Source organism: Roseateles puraquae, assembly GCF_002205845.1.
Taxonomy (GTDB): Bacteria; Pseudomonadota; Gammaproteobacteria; order Burkholderiales; family Burkholderiaceae_C; genus Pelomonas; species Pelomonas puraquae.
This window is the reverse complement of the sequence record NZ_NISI01000005.1, coordinates 456487-472624: the sequence shown is the minus strand read 5'-3', so window position 1 is coordinate 472624 and position 16138 is coordinate 456487. Positions and strand designations below refer to the sequence as shown.

Genomic DNA, 16138 nt, shown 5'->3' with positions numbered 1-16138 from the left:
GGCCTCCAGCGTGGCAACGGCCGCATGGCGCGTCTGGCCGAAAGCGAAGGCTTGCAGGATTCGGGCGTGGTTTGCAGGGTTCGCGCAGCCGTTTTCAGGATTCGGCCAGGGCCTGCTGGCGGAATTCCGTCGGCGTGAGGCCGGTGTCGGCCTTGAAGGCGCGGTTGAAAGGACCGATGGACCCAAAGCCCACGTCCAGCGCGATGCTGAGCACCGGCAACTGGCGCTGGGCGGGGTCGGCCAGCCGCCGCTTGGCTTCCGCCAGCCGCAGGCCGTTGATGTAGGCATTGAAGTTGCGGTGGCCCAGCCGCTGGTTGATGACGCGGCGCAACCGGTACTCGGGGGTGCCGAGCTGCTCGGCCAGGCCGGCCAGGCTGAGCCCCTCCTGTGCGTAGCCCCGCGACTCGGTCATCAGCGTGGCCAGGGCCAGGGCGACGCGCGCATCCTGCGGGTCGGCGTCAGGCGGCCCCGGCGGCGGCACGGCCGGCGATGCCGCGATGGGTTCGGGCGCTGGCTCACCCCAGAGCGTCTGGGCCCGGGGCACGAGCAGGCGGCGGGCGATCAGCGCGGTCAGCACCAGCAGCAGGCTCACGTCAACGAGCGCTGCCGTGTCGCTCAGCCCGCCACCGCCCGAGCCGGTGCGCAAGGCCACCAGGGCCAGGGCATAGCCCGCGCCGCCGCCCACCACCAGGCCGCGCAGCCGGCGCCGGGCCTCGACCAGGTCCACCCGCCAGGGGCCGACCACCGCGGCCAGGCCGAGCAGCGCGAACGTGACGGGAATGGCCCGCATGAGCACCCATCCCGGCCACCACGCCTGCCATAGGCAGACGCTGGCGCCATACAGTGCCACGGCGGCCCACAGCGCCGCATGCCAGGCGCGCAGGCGAAATCCATCCTGGAACACCGCCCGCGCAAACAGCCAGAACACCACCGACGTCCCTAGCGACACGCCCACGGCCGGGGCCTGAGGCGCACAGGCCAGCTCGCGCTCCACCCAGGTGGACGACGACACCGTCTGCACGATGAGCGACAGGCACAAGGCCACGCCCAAGCGCACGACTTCAGCGTGCCGGGCATGGCGCCACTGGGGCCAGAGCGCCGCGATGACGAGGGCCAGCAGCGCGATCAGCGCGCCGCGCAGCCCCGCGTCAATGAGCGCCATGCAGCATCTGCGACACGCCGAAGGCCACGGCGAGGCCGACGCCCAGCCAGGCCACCTGGGCCAGCGTGTCCCGCCAGGCCAGGCGTTGCTGCAGCTGAGGCAGCAGGTCGGCCACGGAGATGTAGATGAAGCTGCTGGCAGCCAGCACCAGCAGATAGGGCAGCACGCCGTCGAAGCTGCCGATCAGGTAGTAGCCCAGCACGCCGCCCACCACCGAGGCCATGCCGGAGATGGCGTTGAACAGCAGCGCCTTGGCGCGCGACAGGCCGGCATTGAGCAGCACGATGAAGTCGCCCACCTCCTGCGGGATCTCGTGGGCCACGATGGCCAGCGCGGTGGCAAAGCCCAGGCGCGTATCGGCCAGGAAGGCGGCCGCGATGATGGCGCCGTCGCAGAAGTTGTGGATGCTGTCGCCCACCAGCACGGTCAGCCCGCCGCGCCCCGCCTGCTCGGCGTCGAAATGGTGGTGATGGTGGTGGCCGTCGTCCTCATGGTGGTGGGTGTGGCGGTAGAGCTCCACCTTTTCGAGCAGCCAGAAGAACAGCAGCCCGCCCAGCAACACGGCGAACAGGGTCTGCGGATGCGCCGAATGGCTCTCGAAGGCCTCGGGCAGCACGTTCAGTAGCGAGGTGCCCAGCAGGATGCCGGCCGACAGGCTGACCAGGCTTTTCACCAGCCGCGTCAGCACGCCGACCGTCAGGCTGGCCGCCACCAGCACCGATAGCAGCCCGCCCGCGAAGGTGGCGAGCACAATGTAGAGAAGGGTCATCCCGCCATTGTCAAGGAAGGCGCGCCACTGGCGCGCCGACACCTCCAGCGACGGCCGCAGCGCCGGCTTTGCCGGGCAGCTGGCCGTGCCCCCTTGAAGGGGGCGCGCGAAGCGCGCAGGGGGTGAGTCAGATCACGCCGTTCTTCTTGAACCAGGCCAGGGCGCGGGCCCAGCCATCATCGGCCGCGGCCTTGCGGTAGCTGGGCCGGTAGTCGGCATAGAAGGCGTGCGGCGTGTCGGGATAGACAACGAACTCGGACTTCGTGTTGCCGGCCGCTTTGAGCGCGGCTTCGAGCTGAGTGAGCGTCTCCACCGGGATGCCGGTGTCGGCCGCACCATACAGGCCCAACACCGGCGCCTTGATGCTGGCCGCACGGTCCACCACCGACTTGTCACCCGCAAAGTAGCTGCGCGCCACCGGGCCATACCAGGCCACGCCCGCCGTCACCTTGGGGTTGTGCGCGATGTAGGACCAGGTGGTACGGCCGCCCCAGCAAAAGCCCGTGATGCCCAGGCGCGTGGTGTCGCCGCCGTTGGCCGCGGCCCAGGCGACGGTGGCGTCCAGGTCGCCATTGACCTGGGCGTCGGAGGCCTTGCTGACCACCTCCGCGATGAGCTTCGGGATGTCGGTGTAGGCGGCGGCGTTGCCCTGGCGCACGAAGAGGTCGGGCGCGATGGCGAGGTAGCCCTGCTTGGCCAGGCGCCGGCAGACGTCGGCGATGTGCTCATGCACGCCGAAGATCTCGCTGGCCACCAGGATGACCGGCAGGTTCTTCTTGCCGGCCGGCTGGGCCCGGTAGGCGGGCATCTTGAAGTCGCCCACCGGGATGGTGACCGAGCCGGCCTCCAGGCCCGTGGTGTCGGTCGTGATGGTCTGGGCCGCCACCGGCAGCACCGCGGCGGCGAAACCGCTGCCCACCGTGGTCTGCACGAAGCCGCGGCGGCTGAAATCACGTCCGGGGGCGAGGCTGTCGACTTCTTCCTTGAGCATGGGCAACTCCAGCGAGGGTGCGGTTACGAAGAAGCATCAAATTTTGCCCGGACAATCATTCCCCATGACGACACGCACCCTTTCCAGCAGCCAGCCCTGGGCGGCCATCGACATCGGTTCGAACAGCTTCCGGCTGGAACTGGCGCGCCTGAGTGGCGAACGCTACCAGCGCATCAGCTACATCAAGGAAAGCGTGCGGCTGGGCGCCGGGCTGGACGCCAACGGCATGCTGACCGAGGCCGCCATGCAGCGCGGCCTGGACTGCCTCAAGGGCTTCGGCGAGCAGCTGACCGGCATCCCGCCCGAGCGCGTGCGCGCGGTGGCCACGCAGACCCTGCGGGAAGCCCGCAACCGCAACGCCTTCCTGGAGCGCGCGCAGGCCGTGCTCGGTCACCCCATCGAGGTGATCGCTGGCCGTGAAGAGGCACGTCTGATCTTTGCCGGCGTGGCCCGGCTGCAGCCGTCCGACAAGCCGCGCCTCGTGATCGACATCGGTGGCCGCTCCACCGAGATGATCCTCGGCCGTGGCCGCAAGCCCGTGCTGGCCGAGTCGTTTGGCGTGGGCAGCGTGGGCCTGTCGATGCGGTTTTTTGCCGACGGCCGCTTCACGCCCGAGGCCTTCCGTGCGGCGCAGGTCGCCGCGGGCGCCGAGCTGGAAGAAGGTCTGACGCTGTTCCGGCGCGAGCTGTGGCAGGAGGCGCTGGGTTCGTCCGGCACGGTGGGTGCGGTGTCGCAGGTGCTGGCCGCCACCGGCGTGACTGACGGCCGCGTGACGCCGGCCGCGCTGCGCTGGTGCATCGAGCGCTGCATCGAGGCCGGCTCGCAGGACAAGCTGCAGCTGGCCGGCCTGAAGGACGACCGCCGCCCGGTGGTGGCCGGCGGCCTGAGCATCCTCTACACCCTGCTGGTGCAGTTCGGCATCGACGAGTTGCTGCCCACCAAGGGCGCGCTGCGCCAGGGCGTCATCTTCGACCTCGCCGAGCGCCTGCAGCCCAGCGCCGCCCGAGACCCGCGCGCCGCTTCGGTGGCCGAACTGCAAAGCCGCTTCAAGGTCGACACCGAGCAGGCCGACCGCGTCGCTGCACAGGCCGAAAAGCTCTATCGCCAGCTCAACCCCGAGCCGCTGCCCGAACTGCTGCGCGAGCTGCGCTGGGCCGCGGCGCTGCATGAGACCGGCATGCTGGTGTCCCACCACGACCACCACCGCCACAGCGCCTACCTCATCGGTCATGCGGACGCGGCCGGTTTCTCCAACAACCAGCTGCAACGCCTGGCGACGCTCGCGCTCGGCCAGCGCGGCCGCCTGCGCAAGGTGGAAGCCCAACTCAGCGACGCCGCGGTGCTCGACCAGATCATTGCCCTGCGCCTGGCCGTCATCCTCTGCCACGCCCGCCGCCTGCCCGCCGGCAGCCCCAAGCTTGTGCGCCAGGGCCGGCAACTCACCCTCCACTGCCCCAAGGCCTGGGCGTCCGAGCAGGCGCGCACCCGCTTCCTGCTGAAGGAAGAAGCCGAAGCCTGGGGTCGCAGCGGCGTGCTGGAACTGATGGTGGTGTGAGCCCCGGCCAGGCGGCGTGTCCCGCCCGGCCTGGCAAAGACCTCGGGTCAGGCCCGATCTTCAGAGGGCATCCGGCCCCTGCACCGCATGCAGCGTGACCTCAGGCTCACCGTCGCGCTGGCGCCAGCGCAGCCACCAGACAGCGCCCTTCTTGACGGCCCAGTCCTGCTCCACGCCGGACAGCAGATGGGCGGCCACCTGGCCGAGGGTGGGCTGGTGGCCGCAGATCAGCACCGGTTCGCTGGCCTTGGGCCAGCGGGCGGCTTCGATCAGGGCGGCGAAGGGGGCGTCCGGCGCGATGCTCGGCACGATGCGGTTCTCGCGCCCCAGGGCTTCTGCGGTCTGGCGGCAGCGCAGCGCCGGGCTCACCAGCACGCGGGTCGTGGCGGGCAGGCGTTGGTTCAGCCAGGCGGCCATGCGCCGGGCCTGGCGCTCGCCCTTGTGGGTCAGGGCACGCTGCAGGTCGTCCTGGCCGGGCGCGGCCACTTCGGCTTCGGCATGACGCCAGAGGATCAGGTCCATGATGCAGCCTCGCGGGCAAAGGGCATGCCGATGATCCTCACGAATACAGCCCCATCAAGGCCTGCTGCGCACTGACCCCGGTGCTGCTGATGCGCACCGAGCGCCCGTCCGGGCCCAGCTGCCAGGCGTCCATGGTGTCATGCAGATAGGGCTGCAGGGCTTCGTCGATCACGCGCTGGCGCAGCCGGGCATCCAGCACCGGCCAGGCCACTTCAATGCGGCGGAACATGTTGCGGCTCATCCAGTCGGCGCTGGACAGGTACAGCGCCGTCTCTTCCTCGCCCTCCCCCCAGCGGAAGTACAGCACCCGCGTGTGCTCCAGGAAGCGGCCGACCACGGAGCGCACCACGATGTTGTCGCTCACGCCCGGCAGGCCAGGGGGCAGCATGCAGGCGCCGCGCACGATCAGGTCCACCTTGGCGCCGGCCTGGGCCGCGCGCAACAGGCCGTGGATGAGTTCGGCGTCGGTCAGCGCGTTGATCTTGACCACCACGCGTGCGCCCTTGTAGCCGCCCAGCGCCGCCTTCTCCACCAGGCCCAGCAGCTCCAGCAGCCGCGCATGCAGGTTGAAGGGCGCGAGCAGCATGCGGCGCGGCGCCTTGAACTTGCCGAGCGAGGCGAGCTGGCGGAACACCGAGTCGGCGTCAGAGGTCAGCTCGGCATCGGCCGTCAGCAGGCCGAGGTCGGTGTAGAGCCGCGCCGTCTTGGGGTTGTAGTTGCCGGTGGAGATGTGGGCATAACGGCGCAGCTTGCCGTTCTCGCGCCGGGTGATCATCAATAGCTTGGCATGGGTCTTGTAGCCGACGATGCCGTACACCACTTGCGCGCCCACAGCCTCCAGGCGCTCGGCCCAGTTGATGTTGGCCTCTTCGTCGAAGCGCGCCTTCAGCTCCACGACCGCCATCACTTCCTTGCCCCGGCGTGCGGCTTCGATGAGCAGGTCCATCAGCTCGCTCTTGGCGCCGGTGCGGTAGATGGTCTGCTTGATGGCGAGCACATCCGGGTCGGTCACGGCCTCGCGCAGCATCTGCACGACGGGCTCGAAGCTCTCGAAGGGATGGTGCAGCAGCACGTCCGCCTTCTTCAGGCGCTCGAAGATGGACTTGTGCCGCGGCAGCCGCCGCGTCGGCCAGGCCGGCTCGAAGGGCTGGAAGCGCAACTGCGGTGCATCGGTCTGGTCGATCAGCTCGTTCAGACGCACCAGGTTGACCGGCCCGTTGACGCGGTACAGCGCCGCCGCCGGCAGCGCGAACTGCTCCAGCAGGAACTCCGACAGCTCCGCCGGGCAGGTGTTGACCACCTCCAGCCGCACCGCCCGGCCGAAATGACGCGTGGTCAGGCCCGAGCGCAGTGCATGGCGCAGGTTGGCAATCTCCTCCTCGTCCACCTCCAGGTCGGAGTCACGCGTCACGCGGAACTGCGAGAAGGCCTCGACCTTGCGGCCGGGGAAGAGCTCCTCCAGGTGCGCGCGGATGACGCTCGTGAGCAGCACGAAAGCCTGGCGCCCCTCACTGACGGCCGCCGGCAGCTTGATGACGCGCGGCAGCACCCGCGGCACCTTGACGATGGCGATGCGGGTGTCGCGCCCGAAGGCGTCCTTGCCCGACAGCCGCGCGATGAAGTGCAGCGACTTGTTGGCCACCTGCGGGAAGGGGTGGGCCGGGTCCAGGCCCACCGGCACCAGCAGCGGGCGCACCTCGCGCTCGAAGAACTTCTGCACCCAGGCGCGCTGGGCCTCGTCGCGGTCGGCGTGGTTCAGGATCACGATGCGCTGCGCGCGAAGCAACGGCGTCAGCTGCTCATTGAAGACGTGGTACTGCTCGTCGATCAGCGTGTGGGCGGCGCGGCCGACACGCTCGACATCGGCACCGCTGACCGGGCTCAGCGGGTCGCGCGCGGCGTCCAGCATGTCGGCGAAGCGCACCTCGAAGAACTCGTCCAGGTTGCTCGACACGATGCACACGTAGCGCAGCCGCTCCAGCAAGGGCACGTCCTCGCGCTGGGCCTGGGCCAGCACCCGGCGGTTGAATTCGAGGATGGCCTGTTCGCGGTTGAGGAGCTTCAGCGGAGTCGGGTCGGTCATGGCGAAAAGTGTATGAAGCTTGTGTGACAACGCCTTGAATGCCCCTCGGGATAATCCGCCCCCATGCACCTGTTGATTCCCCATGCCGGCGCGCTGGACGACGCCGCGCGGCATGCCTTTTCCGGCCTCGCGCTGCCCAACCTCGCGGCGCAGCTGGCCCGCCTCAGCCCGGCCGAGACCTGGGGCGGCGACGAATACTCGCCCCAGCCACCTCACCATGTGGCGCTCGCCGCCCTGCGCGGCCAGGCTGCCCCGAGTGCGGCGGCCTGGGCGGTGGACGCCGACGCCAGGCTGACCTGGGCACTGATGACGCCGGTGCACCTGTCGGTCGGCACCGATGGGGTCGACGTGCTGCCACCGGATGCGCTGGCGCTGTCGGAGTCTGACGCAGCCCGCTTCGCGGCAGTGCTGAAGGAACTCTGGCCGGAGGCCGAGGGCTGGCAATGGCGCCTGCTCTCGCCCACGCGCTGGGCCATCGGCCACGCGAGTGCACTGGACGGGCTGCAGGCGGCCAGCATCGAGCGCGCCGCCGGCCGGCCGATCGAGCCCTGGCTGCCCGACAGCCGCATACTGCGCCGCTGGCAGAACGAGGCCCAGATGCTGCTCCACGGGCACGCGCTGAACCTCGAACGCGAGGCCCGCGGCGCGCATGCGGTCAATTCGGTCTGGATCGGCGACATCGGCCGCGCCGGCCCCGCGGCGCTGGACGTGACGGTGGACGACCGCCTCACCGCCCCGCTGCTGGCTGGCGACCTCGCCGCCTGGGCCGAGGCCTGGCAACGCCTGGACGCCGGTCCGCTGGCCCAGCCGCTGACAAGCCTGACGCTGTGCGGCGAGCGGCATGCGCGCCGTTTCACGCAGCAGCCGTTGTCCTTCTTCGACAAGCTCAAGCGGCGCTGGCAGGCGCCGGACCTGGCCGCCGTGATGGAGTCGCTGTGAACGCACCGCGGCTGATTGAACGCGAGGTGCCCCCGCGCACCGCCTGGGCGCTGGAACAGGCCGGCGTCGCGCCGCTGCTGGCCCGGCTGCTGGCCGCACGCGGCGTGCGCGAGGCCGCGGAGCTGGACGACAGCCTCGCCCAGTTGCTGCCGCCCAGCGGCCTCAAGGGCCTGCCCGAAGCGGCCACGCTGCTGGCCGACAGCCTGCAGCGCGGCGAGCGCATCGTCATCGTGGCTGACTACGACTGCGATGGCGCCACCGCCTGCGCCGTCATGCTGCGCGGCCTGCGCCTGCTGGGCGCGCAGCCGGGCCACCTCGGCTACGTGGTGCCCGACCGCGCGGTGCACGGCTACGGCCTCACGCCCACCATCGTCGACCTCGCGCTGGAGCAGCAGCCCGCGCTGCTGGTGACCGTGGACAACGGCATCGCCAGCCTGGCCGGCGTCGCCCACGCCCGCGCCCATGGCCTGAAGGTGCTGGTGACCGACCACCACCTGCCGGCCGTGCTGGACGGCGCCGTCGTCGTGCCCGAGGCGGATGCCATCGTCAACCCCAACCAGCCGGGGTGCGGGTTCGCCAGCAAGTCGCTGGCCGGCGTGGGCGTGGCGTTTTATGTGCTGATGGGCCTGAGGGCCGAGCTGCGCGCCCGCGGCGCCTTCGCCGAGGTGCCACGGCTGGACGGCCTGCTCGACCTCGTGGCCCTGGGCACCGTGGCCGACGTGGTGAAGCTCGACGCCAACAACCGCCGCCTCGTGGCCCAAGGCCTGAAGCGCATGCGCGCCGGTCGCGCCCAGCCGGGCGTCATGGCCCTGTTCTCTGCCGCCAAGCGCGACGCGAGCAAGGCGCAGGGCTTCGACCTCGGCTTCGCCCTGGGCCCGCGCATCAACGCCGCCGGCCGCCTGGCCGACATGACGCTGGGCATCGAGACCCTGACCACCGACGACCCGGAGCGCGCCCTGGCCCTGGCCACGCAACTCGACACCATCAACCGCGAGCGCCGCGACATCGAGGCCGGCATGCGCGAGATGGCCGAGGCGCGGCTGGACGGCCTGATCGAAGCGCTGGCCGGCGCGCTCCCGCCCGCCGTAGCGCTCTTCGATGCCGACTTCCATGAAGGCGTGGTCGGCATCGTGGCCTCGCGCATCAAGGACCGCGTGCACCGCCCGACCTTCGTGTTCGCGCGTGGCGCGGATGGCCACCTCAAGGGCTCGGGGCGCTCGATTCCCGGCTTTCACCTGCGGGATGCGCTCGACCTCGTCAGCAAGCGCGAGCCCGACCTGCTGGCCAAGTTCGGCGGCCATGCCATGGCGGCCGGCGCCACGCTGGCGGTGGACGACGTGAACCGCTTTGCCATGGCGCTGGCGCGCGTGGCGGATGAATGGCTCAATGAACAGGACCTGACCCGCACGCTGCGCCACGATGGCGCCCTGCCGCCCGAGGCCGCCACGCCCGACACCGCGCGGCTGCTGGACGGCCAGGTCTGGGGCCAGGGCTTCGAGCCGCCAGTGTTCTGCGACCGCTTCGAGCTCATCTCCCAGCGCCTGGTGGGCGAGAAGCACCTCAAGCTGCGGCTGCGCCAGGCGGGCCGGTTGGTGGACGCGATCTGGTTCAACCACATCGAGATGCTCCCCGAGCGTGCCACGCTGGCCTACCGCCTGAGCCTGGACGAATGGCAGGGCCAGCAGCGGGTGCAGTACGTGATCGAGGCCGCGCAGGTGTGACGCTTTTCTCGGTCCGCAGGGCGCGCCCAGGCGGCGACACCGGACTGTCACAACTCGTTTCAAGAATGCCGGACGGCAGCGCGCGGGGATGTCTCTCGCACGCTCGCCGCCCGGAGTTCACCTCATGCGCGAGACCGCGCCCGACCCGCTTGCCACCGCGCTGGACCGGCTGATCCGCCAGCGCAGCTTCGACATCCACTTCCAGCCCCTGGTCGCCATCGACCGGGCCGAGATCTACGCCTTCGAGGCCCTGACCCGCGCACCCGCCGACGGGCCGCTGCATTCGCCGCTGGTGCTGTTCGACGCGGCCGCGCGCTGTGGCCGCCTGATCGAGCTGGAGCAGCTCATCGTGCGCCGCGCCGCCGAGCGCTTCAAGGCCCTTGGCCTGCCGGGTCAGCTCTTCATCAACGTCACCGCCGACACCTTGCTGGCCGCGCGCGAGCATGTCGGCACCCTGGCGCAGGAGCTGCGTGAGCTGGGGCTGCCCACCTCGCGCATCGTCATTGAGCTGACCGAGACCCGGCCCATCGATGACCTGGCTCAGCTGGGCGGCACGCTGGCCGCGCTGCGGGCGCATGGCTTTCGGATCGCGCTGGACGACCTCGGCGAAGGCTTCGCCTCGCTGCGGCGCTGGATGGAAATGCGGCCCGACTTCGTCAAGATCGATCGCCACTTCATCGACGGCATCGCCCAGGAGCCCCTGAAGCAGCAGTTCGTGCGCTCCATCGTCGAAATGGCGGCCACCAGCGGCGGCGAGGTCGTGGCCGAAGGCCTGGAGCAGGAGCCCGACCTGGAGGTGCTGCGCCGCCTGGGCATCAGCCTGTGCCAGGGCTACCTCTTCGCCCGCCCGAGCGCCACGCCGCGCGCCCGGCTGGGTGCGCAATGGAGCGGACGGCTCGCGGCCGCCGCCCAGCCCCGGCTGCTGCAGAACGACCTCGCCCTGCCGCTCGAACAGGGCGCCATCACGACCGCCGCGCAGCTCGCTCGCCGCGCCCTGACGACCACGCCTGACGCCACGTGCCGCCAGATCGTGGAGCTGTTCCAGAAAGACGAGCAGCTGCTGGCCGTGCCGGTACTGGACGATCAGCAGCGTCCGGTCGGCCTGCTGCGCTCCCTGCAGGTGCTCAAGCGCAGCACGGAGCGTTACTTCATGGACATCTTCGCCAAGCGCAGCTGCGTGGAGGTGATGGACACGCACCCGCTAGTGTTCGACGTCAGCACGCCGCTGCGCGCGATGAGCGATGCTGTGGCCAACCTCGACGAGCGGCTGCTGACCGACGGCTTCATCGTCACCCGCGACGGCGCCTACTTCGGCTCCGGCCGATGCTCGGACCTGCTCAAGGCGGTGTCCGACCTGCAGGTCCATGCGGCGCGCTATGCCAACCCGCTGACGCTGCTGCCGGGCAACGTGCCCATCGACCACCACCTCGACCGCCTCATCGAAGGCGGCGAGACCTTCCTGGCCGCGGTCTGGGACATCGACCATTTCAAGCCCTTCAATGATGTCTACGGCTACCGCGTGGGCGACGACATCATCCGCCTCGCCGCCCAGGCACTGACCCGGGCGGCCGACCCGCAGATCGACTTCGTCGGCCACATCGGCGGTGACGACTTCGTCATGGTGCTGCGCAGCGCCGACTGGGAAGACCGGCTGGACCGCGTCTGCGCGGCCTTCGACGCGGGGGTGCGCAGCTTCTTCTCGGCCGAGCACCTGGCCGCTGGCGGCTATGTGACGCTCAACCGCCAGAACCAGCCCAGCTTCCACCCGCTGCCCACGATCTCCTGCGGCGCGCTGCTACACCAGCCGGGCAGTTTCGACAGTGCCCGCGCGCTGGCCGCCGCCCTGGCCGAACCCAAGCGCGTGGCCAAAGGCCGCGCCGGCGGCAGCCGCTTCTTCGTGGACCGCCGCCAGCGGTCCATCCATGCCCTCACGACCGTGGAAGATCATGTCCCTGCTGAAGTTCTCTGAGCACTGGAGCCTGCGCACCCGGCTCGCGCTGGTGGCCGTGCTGTCCTTGCTGATGGGCCTGCTGCCCAGCGGCATGCTGTTGCGGCACTACGCCAGTCAACTGAGCGTCGTGGCTGACGAGCAAAGCGGCCTGCCCGCCAACCGGGCCTGGCAGCAGGTGCTGTCAGCCCTGCAGCAGCAGCGCGTGCTGGGCGCCGAGGCCTTGAGCACCCGGCCGGACGCCAAACCCCAGGCGCTCGCCGCGGCAGACAAGGCCCGCCAGGCGCTGGACGCCCTGGAAGCCCTGCTGGCCGAGCCCACGCTCGATCCAGCACTCGCCGCACGGCAGCGCGATCTGATCAAGCCGCTGCGCGAGCAGCAGGCCGCCTTGCTGAAGGCCTTGACCGACGGCCCGCTGGATGCGCCCAAGCTGCTGACCGCGCAGGCGCGCCTGGCCCATGCCGCGTTCGATGGCATCACGCAGCTCAATGCCGGCACCGGGCTGCTGCTGGACCCGGAAGCCGCGTCCTACTTCGCCATCGTGGCCGGCCTGCAGTCGGCCCCGCGGGTGCAGGACGCGCTGTCGGAGCTGACCGCCCTCGCCCGCGCCGCCGCGGTGGACGACCTTGCCAGCATGGCCGCTGCCCACACCCGCTACCGCGAGCATGCGGCGCAGATGCTGGCCCATCTCCAGCTCGCGCTGGAAGCGGGCGACGCCGGCCTGAAGGAGAAGCTGCAACCCTTGGCCGACGCGGCCCGCAGCCAGCGCCAGCAAGTGGACGACACGCTGGAAGCCGCCGCCAAGGACGTGAACTTCCCACTCGACCAGCTCGCCACCCGGCTGAGCGACGCAGGCGCCGTGCAGGCGCGGCTGAGCGAGCAGGTGATGGCGGTACTGGATACCGTGCTTGAGGCCCGCGCCGAGGCGGCCCAGTGGCGCCGCAATCTCGTGCTGGCCCTGCTGCCGGCGGCCCTGGCCTTGATGATCTTCATCATGATCCGCTCCATCCGCCAACTGCTCGGGCCGGTGCGTCAGATGGTGGACGTGACGGAGCGCATTGCCGCTGGCGACCTCAGCCAGCCGGTGCCCGTGGGTCGCCACGACGAACTCGGCCGGGTGCTCACCGCGCTCGACCACATGCAGCAGCGACTGCGCGCGCTGGTGGAACGCATCCACGCGGACGCCGGCGGCATCCGGCATGCGGTGCAGGAAATCGCCGCCGGCAACCAGGACCTGGCCGACCGCACCGAGCAGGCCGCCGCACGGCTGCAGCAAACGGCGTCCAACGTGCAGTCGCTCACCGCGGCCGTGCAACACAGCCGCGACTCCGCCCGGGATGCTGAAGTGCTGGCGCAGGAGGCCGCCAGCGTGGCCTCGGAGGGCGGCCGCGTGGTGCAGGCGGTGGTGGGCACGATGCAGGGCATCGACGACGCGAGCCGCCACATCGCCGACATCACGGGCCTGATCGACGGCATTGCCTTCCAGACCAACATCCTCGCGCTGAACGCTGCCGTGGAAGCCGCCCGCGCGGGCGATGCCGGGCGGGGCTTTGCGGTGGTGGCGTCTGAAGTGCGGGCCCTGGCCCAGCGCAGCGCCACCGCGGCGCGGGAGATCAAGAGCCTGATTGCGCAGTCCGTCGAACGCGTGGAAACCGGCACTTCGCAGGCGGCCGCTGCCGGTGAGGCCGTGCAGGCCATCCTCGGCAAGGTGCAGCACATGAGCGGCCTCATCCACGCCATGGCCGAGCAGACCCGCGCCGAAGCCCAGCAAACGGCGGAAGTGGGCGACGCCGTCCAGGCCATCGACGCCATGACCCAGCAGAACGCCGCCCTGGTGGAAGAAGCCGCCGCCGCCGCCGACAGCCTGCGTGCCCAGGCCCAGGGCATGGACGAAACCGTCAACGCCTTCCGGCTTTAGCCGCGCTGACACAATCGGGGGGTGATGCTCGAAACCACCCTGAACGCCGATCTGCACTGCCATTCCGTCGTGTCGGACGGCACGCTGACGCCCGAGGCCCTGGCGGCCCGGGCCAAGGCGGCCGGCGTGCAGCTGTGGTCGCTGACCGACCATGACGAGATCGGCGGCCAGCAGCGCGCCATCGACGCCGCCCGGGCGCTTGGCCTGCCCTACCTGACCGGCACCGAGATCTCGGTGACCTTCGCCGGCCGCGTGGTGCACATCGTCGGCCTGGGGTTCGACCACACCTCCACCGAGATGGCCGAGGGCCTGCGTGCCACCCGCGGCGGCCGCGAGGCCCGCGCCCGCGAGATGGCCGAGGGCCTGGCCCAGGTCGGCATCCGCGGCGCCTTCGAGGGCGCGCTGAAGTACGTGGGCAACCCGGAGCTGATCTCGCGCACCCATTTCGCCCGCTTCCTGGTCGACGCCGGCCACTGCGCGGATGTGCCCGAGGTCTTTCGCCGCTTCCTGACCGAAGGCAAGCCCGGCTTCGTGCCGCACCGGTGGGCGGCGCTGAAGGACGCGGTCGGCTGGATCACCCGCGCCGGCGGCATTGCCGTCATCGCCCACCCGGGCCGCTACGACTTCACACCCACCGAGGAATACGCCCTCATCACCGAGTTCATCGGCCACGGCGGCCGGGGCATCGAGGTGGTGACCGGCAGCCACACCGCGGCCGAATTCCAGGAATACGCCGAAACGGCCCAGGAGTTCGGCCTGCTGGCCTCACGCGGCTCGGACTTCCACAGCCCCGAGGAAAGCCGCGTCGACCTCGGCGCCCTGCCGCCGCTGGCGGCCAGTCTGCAGCCGGTGTGGGCGGCGCTGGCTGAGCGCATTCACTGACACGCCCCGTCGCGCCGGTGGGTTTAACCTAGCGGCATGGCCCAGCTCTTCGAAGTTCACCCCGACAACCCGCAACCGCGCTTCCTGCGGCAGTGCGTGCAGATGCTGCAGTCCGGCGGGCTGGGTGCGGTGCCGACCGATTCCAGCTATGCGCTCGTCTGCCACCTGAACGACAAAGCCGCGGCCGAGGCGCTGCGGCGGGTGCGCGGGGTGGACGACAAGCACCACCTGACGCTGCTGTGCCGCGACCTCTCGGAGCTGGCCACCTACGCCATGGTGGACAACCGGCAGTACCGGCTGCTCAAGCTCGCCACGCCCGGCCCATACACCTTCATCCTGCCGGCCACCAAGGAAGTGCCGCGGCGGCTCTCCCACCCGAGCCGGCGCACCATCGGGCTGCGCGTGCCCGAGCACCGCGTGATGCAGGATCTGCTCGCGCTCTTCGGCGAGCCGCTGCTGTCCACCACGCTGATCCCGCCGGGCGACACCGAACCGATGAACGACGCCGCGGACGTCTGCGACCGGCTGGACCGGCAGCTTCAGTTCGTGCTGGATGCCGGCGCCTGCCCGGCCCAGCCCACCACCGTGCTGGACCTCAGCCAGGGCGACGAGCCCATCCTGGTGCGCCAGGGCCGCGGCGAGGTGGGCCGCCTGGGCTTGCAGCTCGACTGAACACGGCAGGCAGGCCGGCGCGGCCCTGGCCCGGCCGCAGTTCATCCACGGCTTTTGCAGTTCATCCAGCGCGGCTGGCGCTTGATCGCAGCCGCCTGGAAGGGCCGATGGGCATTGACGAAACTGACTCCATCGAACAAGCAATCACGCGGTTCGAAACCCACCGAAACGGAGTCCATCATGAGCCTGAACATCACCCTCACCGCCGCCGTCCTGAGCCTTGCCGCCGTTGCCGCGCAGGCCGCCCCGCAAGCCACGGTCAAGCTGGAACGCGTCGTCATCACCGGCAAGGCCGTGCGCGCCGACGCCCCCGTCGTGGCCCAACTGCCGCGTGTCGTGGTGACCGGCTACGCCCAGCGCGACGAATCGCCGGTGGTCGCTCAACTGCCCCGCGTCGTGGTGGTGGGCTACAGCGAAGCCACGCTGCTGCGCCAGACCCTGGCCGCTGCCAAGACCACCACCAAGCGCGGCTGAGCGAGGCGTCGTCCCCATGCACATGACGCCTTTTTCCACCGTTGCAGAGCCGAGTCGCCAGCGCTGCTGAGCAGCGTTGCCGACTCGGCTCTGCCCTTTTTCCTTTTTTCTTGCGCAGGGACGCGGCCCGGCGGCTCAACCGCCCGGGGCGCGCGGCGCCGCCAGCGCCTGGGCGATGGCCTCTCGGTCGAAGCCGATGATGGGTTGCCCGCGCACCACCAGCGTTGGCGTGCCTTGGCTGCCCAGCGCCTCGTAGTCCGACAGGCAGCGCGCCTCACGCTCGATGAAGCACTCCTCGAACGGCAGCCCCTGCTCCGTCATCCAGCGGCGCGCGGCCGTGCACCAGCCACAGGTCTCCGACGAGATCATGCGGATGTCGCCGGCCTGCACCATCGCCGCCAGCCGTTCGCCGTCGGCTTCCTCGACATGGGCGCGCCAAGCCCAGGAGGCGAGGGCGGCGAGAACGATCACGATGAGCAGCGAGCGGGGCATGGGGCCATCC

The 16138-nt window shown here is 70.6% G+C and carries 14 protein-coding genes; 8 read left to right on the top strand and 6 right to left on the bottom strand.

What is annotated here, in order from left to right; genetic code table 11:
* Nucleotides 1–94: 94 nt before the first annotated feature.
* From CDO81_RS14615 to CDO81_RS14605, 3 genes are all read right to left on the bottom strand, one after another.
* A complete protein-coding gene (locus CDO81_RS14615; protein WP_088483953.1) occupies nucleotides 95–1162 on the bottom strand; it encodes a helix-turn-helix domain-containing protein in 1068 nt (355 codons plus the stop codon).
* On the bottom strand, nucleotides 1149–1931 hold the full coding sequence (locus tag CDO81_RS14610; protein ID WP_088483952.1) for a ZIP family metal transporter: 783 nt from the start codon (nucleotides 1929–1931) through the stop codon (nucleotides 1149–1151). The genes CDO81_RS14615 and CDO81_RS14610 overlap by 14 nt, the downstream gene beginning before the upstream one ends.
* Nucleotides 1932–2058: 127 nt before the next feature.
* A complete protein-coding gene (locus CDO81_RS14605; RefSeq protein WP_088483951.1) occupies nucleotides 2059–2922 on the bottom strand; it encodes a dienelactone hydrolase family protein in 864 nt (287 codons plus the stop codon).
* 64 nt (nucleotides 2923–2986) lie between these two features.
* Here CDO81_RS14605 and CDO81_RS14600 point away from each other — a divergent pair, with 64 nt between their 5' ends.
* The gene (locus tag CDO81_RS14600; protein WP_088483950.1) at nucleotides 2987–4477 is read left to right on the top strand and encodes a Ppx/GppA phosphatase family protein; all 1491 of its coding nucleotides are present in this window, start codon (nucleotides 2987–2989) and stop codon (nucleotides 4475–4477) included.
* A gap of 60 nt (nucleotides 4478–4537) precedes the next feature.
* Here the strand turns inward: CDO81_RS14600 and sixA are convergent, their stop codons facing one another.
* Both sixA and ppk1 read right to left on the bottom strand, forming a co-directional pair.
* A complete protein-coding gene (gene sixA, locus CDO81_RS14595) occupies nucleotides 4538–4999 on the bottom strand; it encodes a phosphohistidine phosphatase SixA (RefSeq protein WP_088483949.1) in 462 nt (153 codons plus the stop codon).
* A 37-nt stretch (nucleotides 5000–5036) separates the two neighbouring features.
* The gene (gene ppk1 / locus CDO81_RS14590) at nucleotides 5037–7082 is read right to left on the bottom strand and encodes a polyphosphate kinase 1 (protein WP_088483948.1); all 2046 of its coding nucleotides are present in this window, start codon (nucleotides 7080–7082) and stop codon (nucleotides 5037–5039) included.
* Between the two features lie 63 nt (nucleotides 7083–7145).
* Here ppk1 and CDO81_RS28840 point away from each other — a divergent pair, with 63 nt between their 5' ends.
* The 7 genes from CDO81_RS28840 (at nucleotide 7146) to CDO81_RS14555 (ending at nucleotide 15636) form a co-directional block, all read left to right on the top strand.
* Nucleotides 7146–8021 (top strand): hypothetical protein, encoded by an 876-nt coding sequence (locus tag CDO81_RS28840; protein WP_241517007.1) that lies wholly within the window; start codon nucleotides 7146–7148, stop codon nucleotides 8019–8021.
* Nucleotides 8018–9742: a single-stranded-DNA-specific exonuclease RecJ gene (recJ, locus tag CDO81_RS14580; protein ID WP_241517006.1), complete on the top strand. Its 1725-nt coding sequence runs from the start codon at nucleotides 8018–8020 to the stop codon at nucleotides 9740–9742. Before CDO81_RS28840 ends, recJ begins: the two co-directional genes overlap by 4 nt.
* Before the next feature lie 124 nt (nucleotides 9743–9866).
* On the top strand, nucleotides 9867–11711 hold the full coding sequence (locus CDO81_RS14575) for a bifunctional diguanylate cyclase/phosphodiesterase (RefSeq protein ID WP_158218290.1): 1845 nt from the start codon (nucleotides 9867–9869) through the stop codon (nucleotides 11709–11711).
* Nucleotides 11689–13608 (top strand): methyl-accepting chemotaxis protein, encoded by a 1920-nt coding sequence (locus CDO81_RS14570; RefSeq protein WP_144397259.1) that lies wholly within the window; start codon nucleotides 11689–11691, stop codon nucleotides 13606–13608. Before CDO81_RS14575 ends, CDO81_RS14570 begins: the two co-directional genes overlap by 23 nt.
* 24 nt (nucleotides 13609–13632) lie before the next feature.
* Nucleotides 13633–14490 carry a 3',5'-nucleoside bisphosphate phosphatase gene (locus CDO81_RS14565; protein ID WP_088483943.1) on the top strand — a complete coding sequence of 286 codons (858 nt, stop codon included), beginning with the start codon at nucleotides 13633–13635 and terminating at the stop codon, nucleotides 14488–14490.
* Between the two features lie 36 nt (nucleotides 14491–14526).
* A complete protein-coding gene (locus tag CDO81_RS14560) occupies nucleotides 14527–15162 on the top strand; it encodes an L-threonylcarbamoyladenylate synthase (RefSeq protein WP_088483942.1) in 636 nt (211 codons plus the stop codon).
* A gap of 180 nt (nucleotides 15163–15342) precedes the next feature.
* Nucleotides 15343–15636, top strand: coding sequence for a hypothetical protein (locus CDO81_RS14555; RefSeq protein ID WP_088483941.1), 294 nt, complete (start codon nucleotides 15343–15345; stop codon nucleotides 15634–15636).
* A 135-nt stretch (nucleotides 15637–15771) separates the two neighbouring features.
* Here the strand turns inward: CDO81_RS14555 and CDO81_RS14550 are convergent, their stop codons facing one another.
* The gene (locus CDO81_RS14550; RefSeq protein ID WP_088483940.1) at nucleotides 15772–16128 is read right to left on the bottom strand and encodes a glutaredoxin family protein; all 357 of its coding nucleotides are present in this window, start codon (nucleotides 16126–16128) and stop codon (nucleotides 15772–15774) included.
* Between the last annotated feature and the right edge of the window lie 10 nt (nucleotides 16129–16138).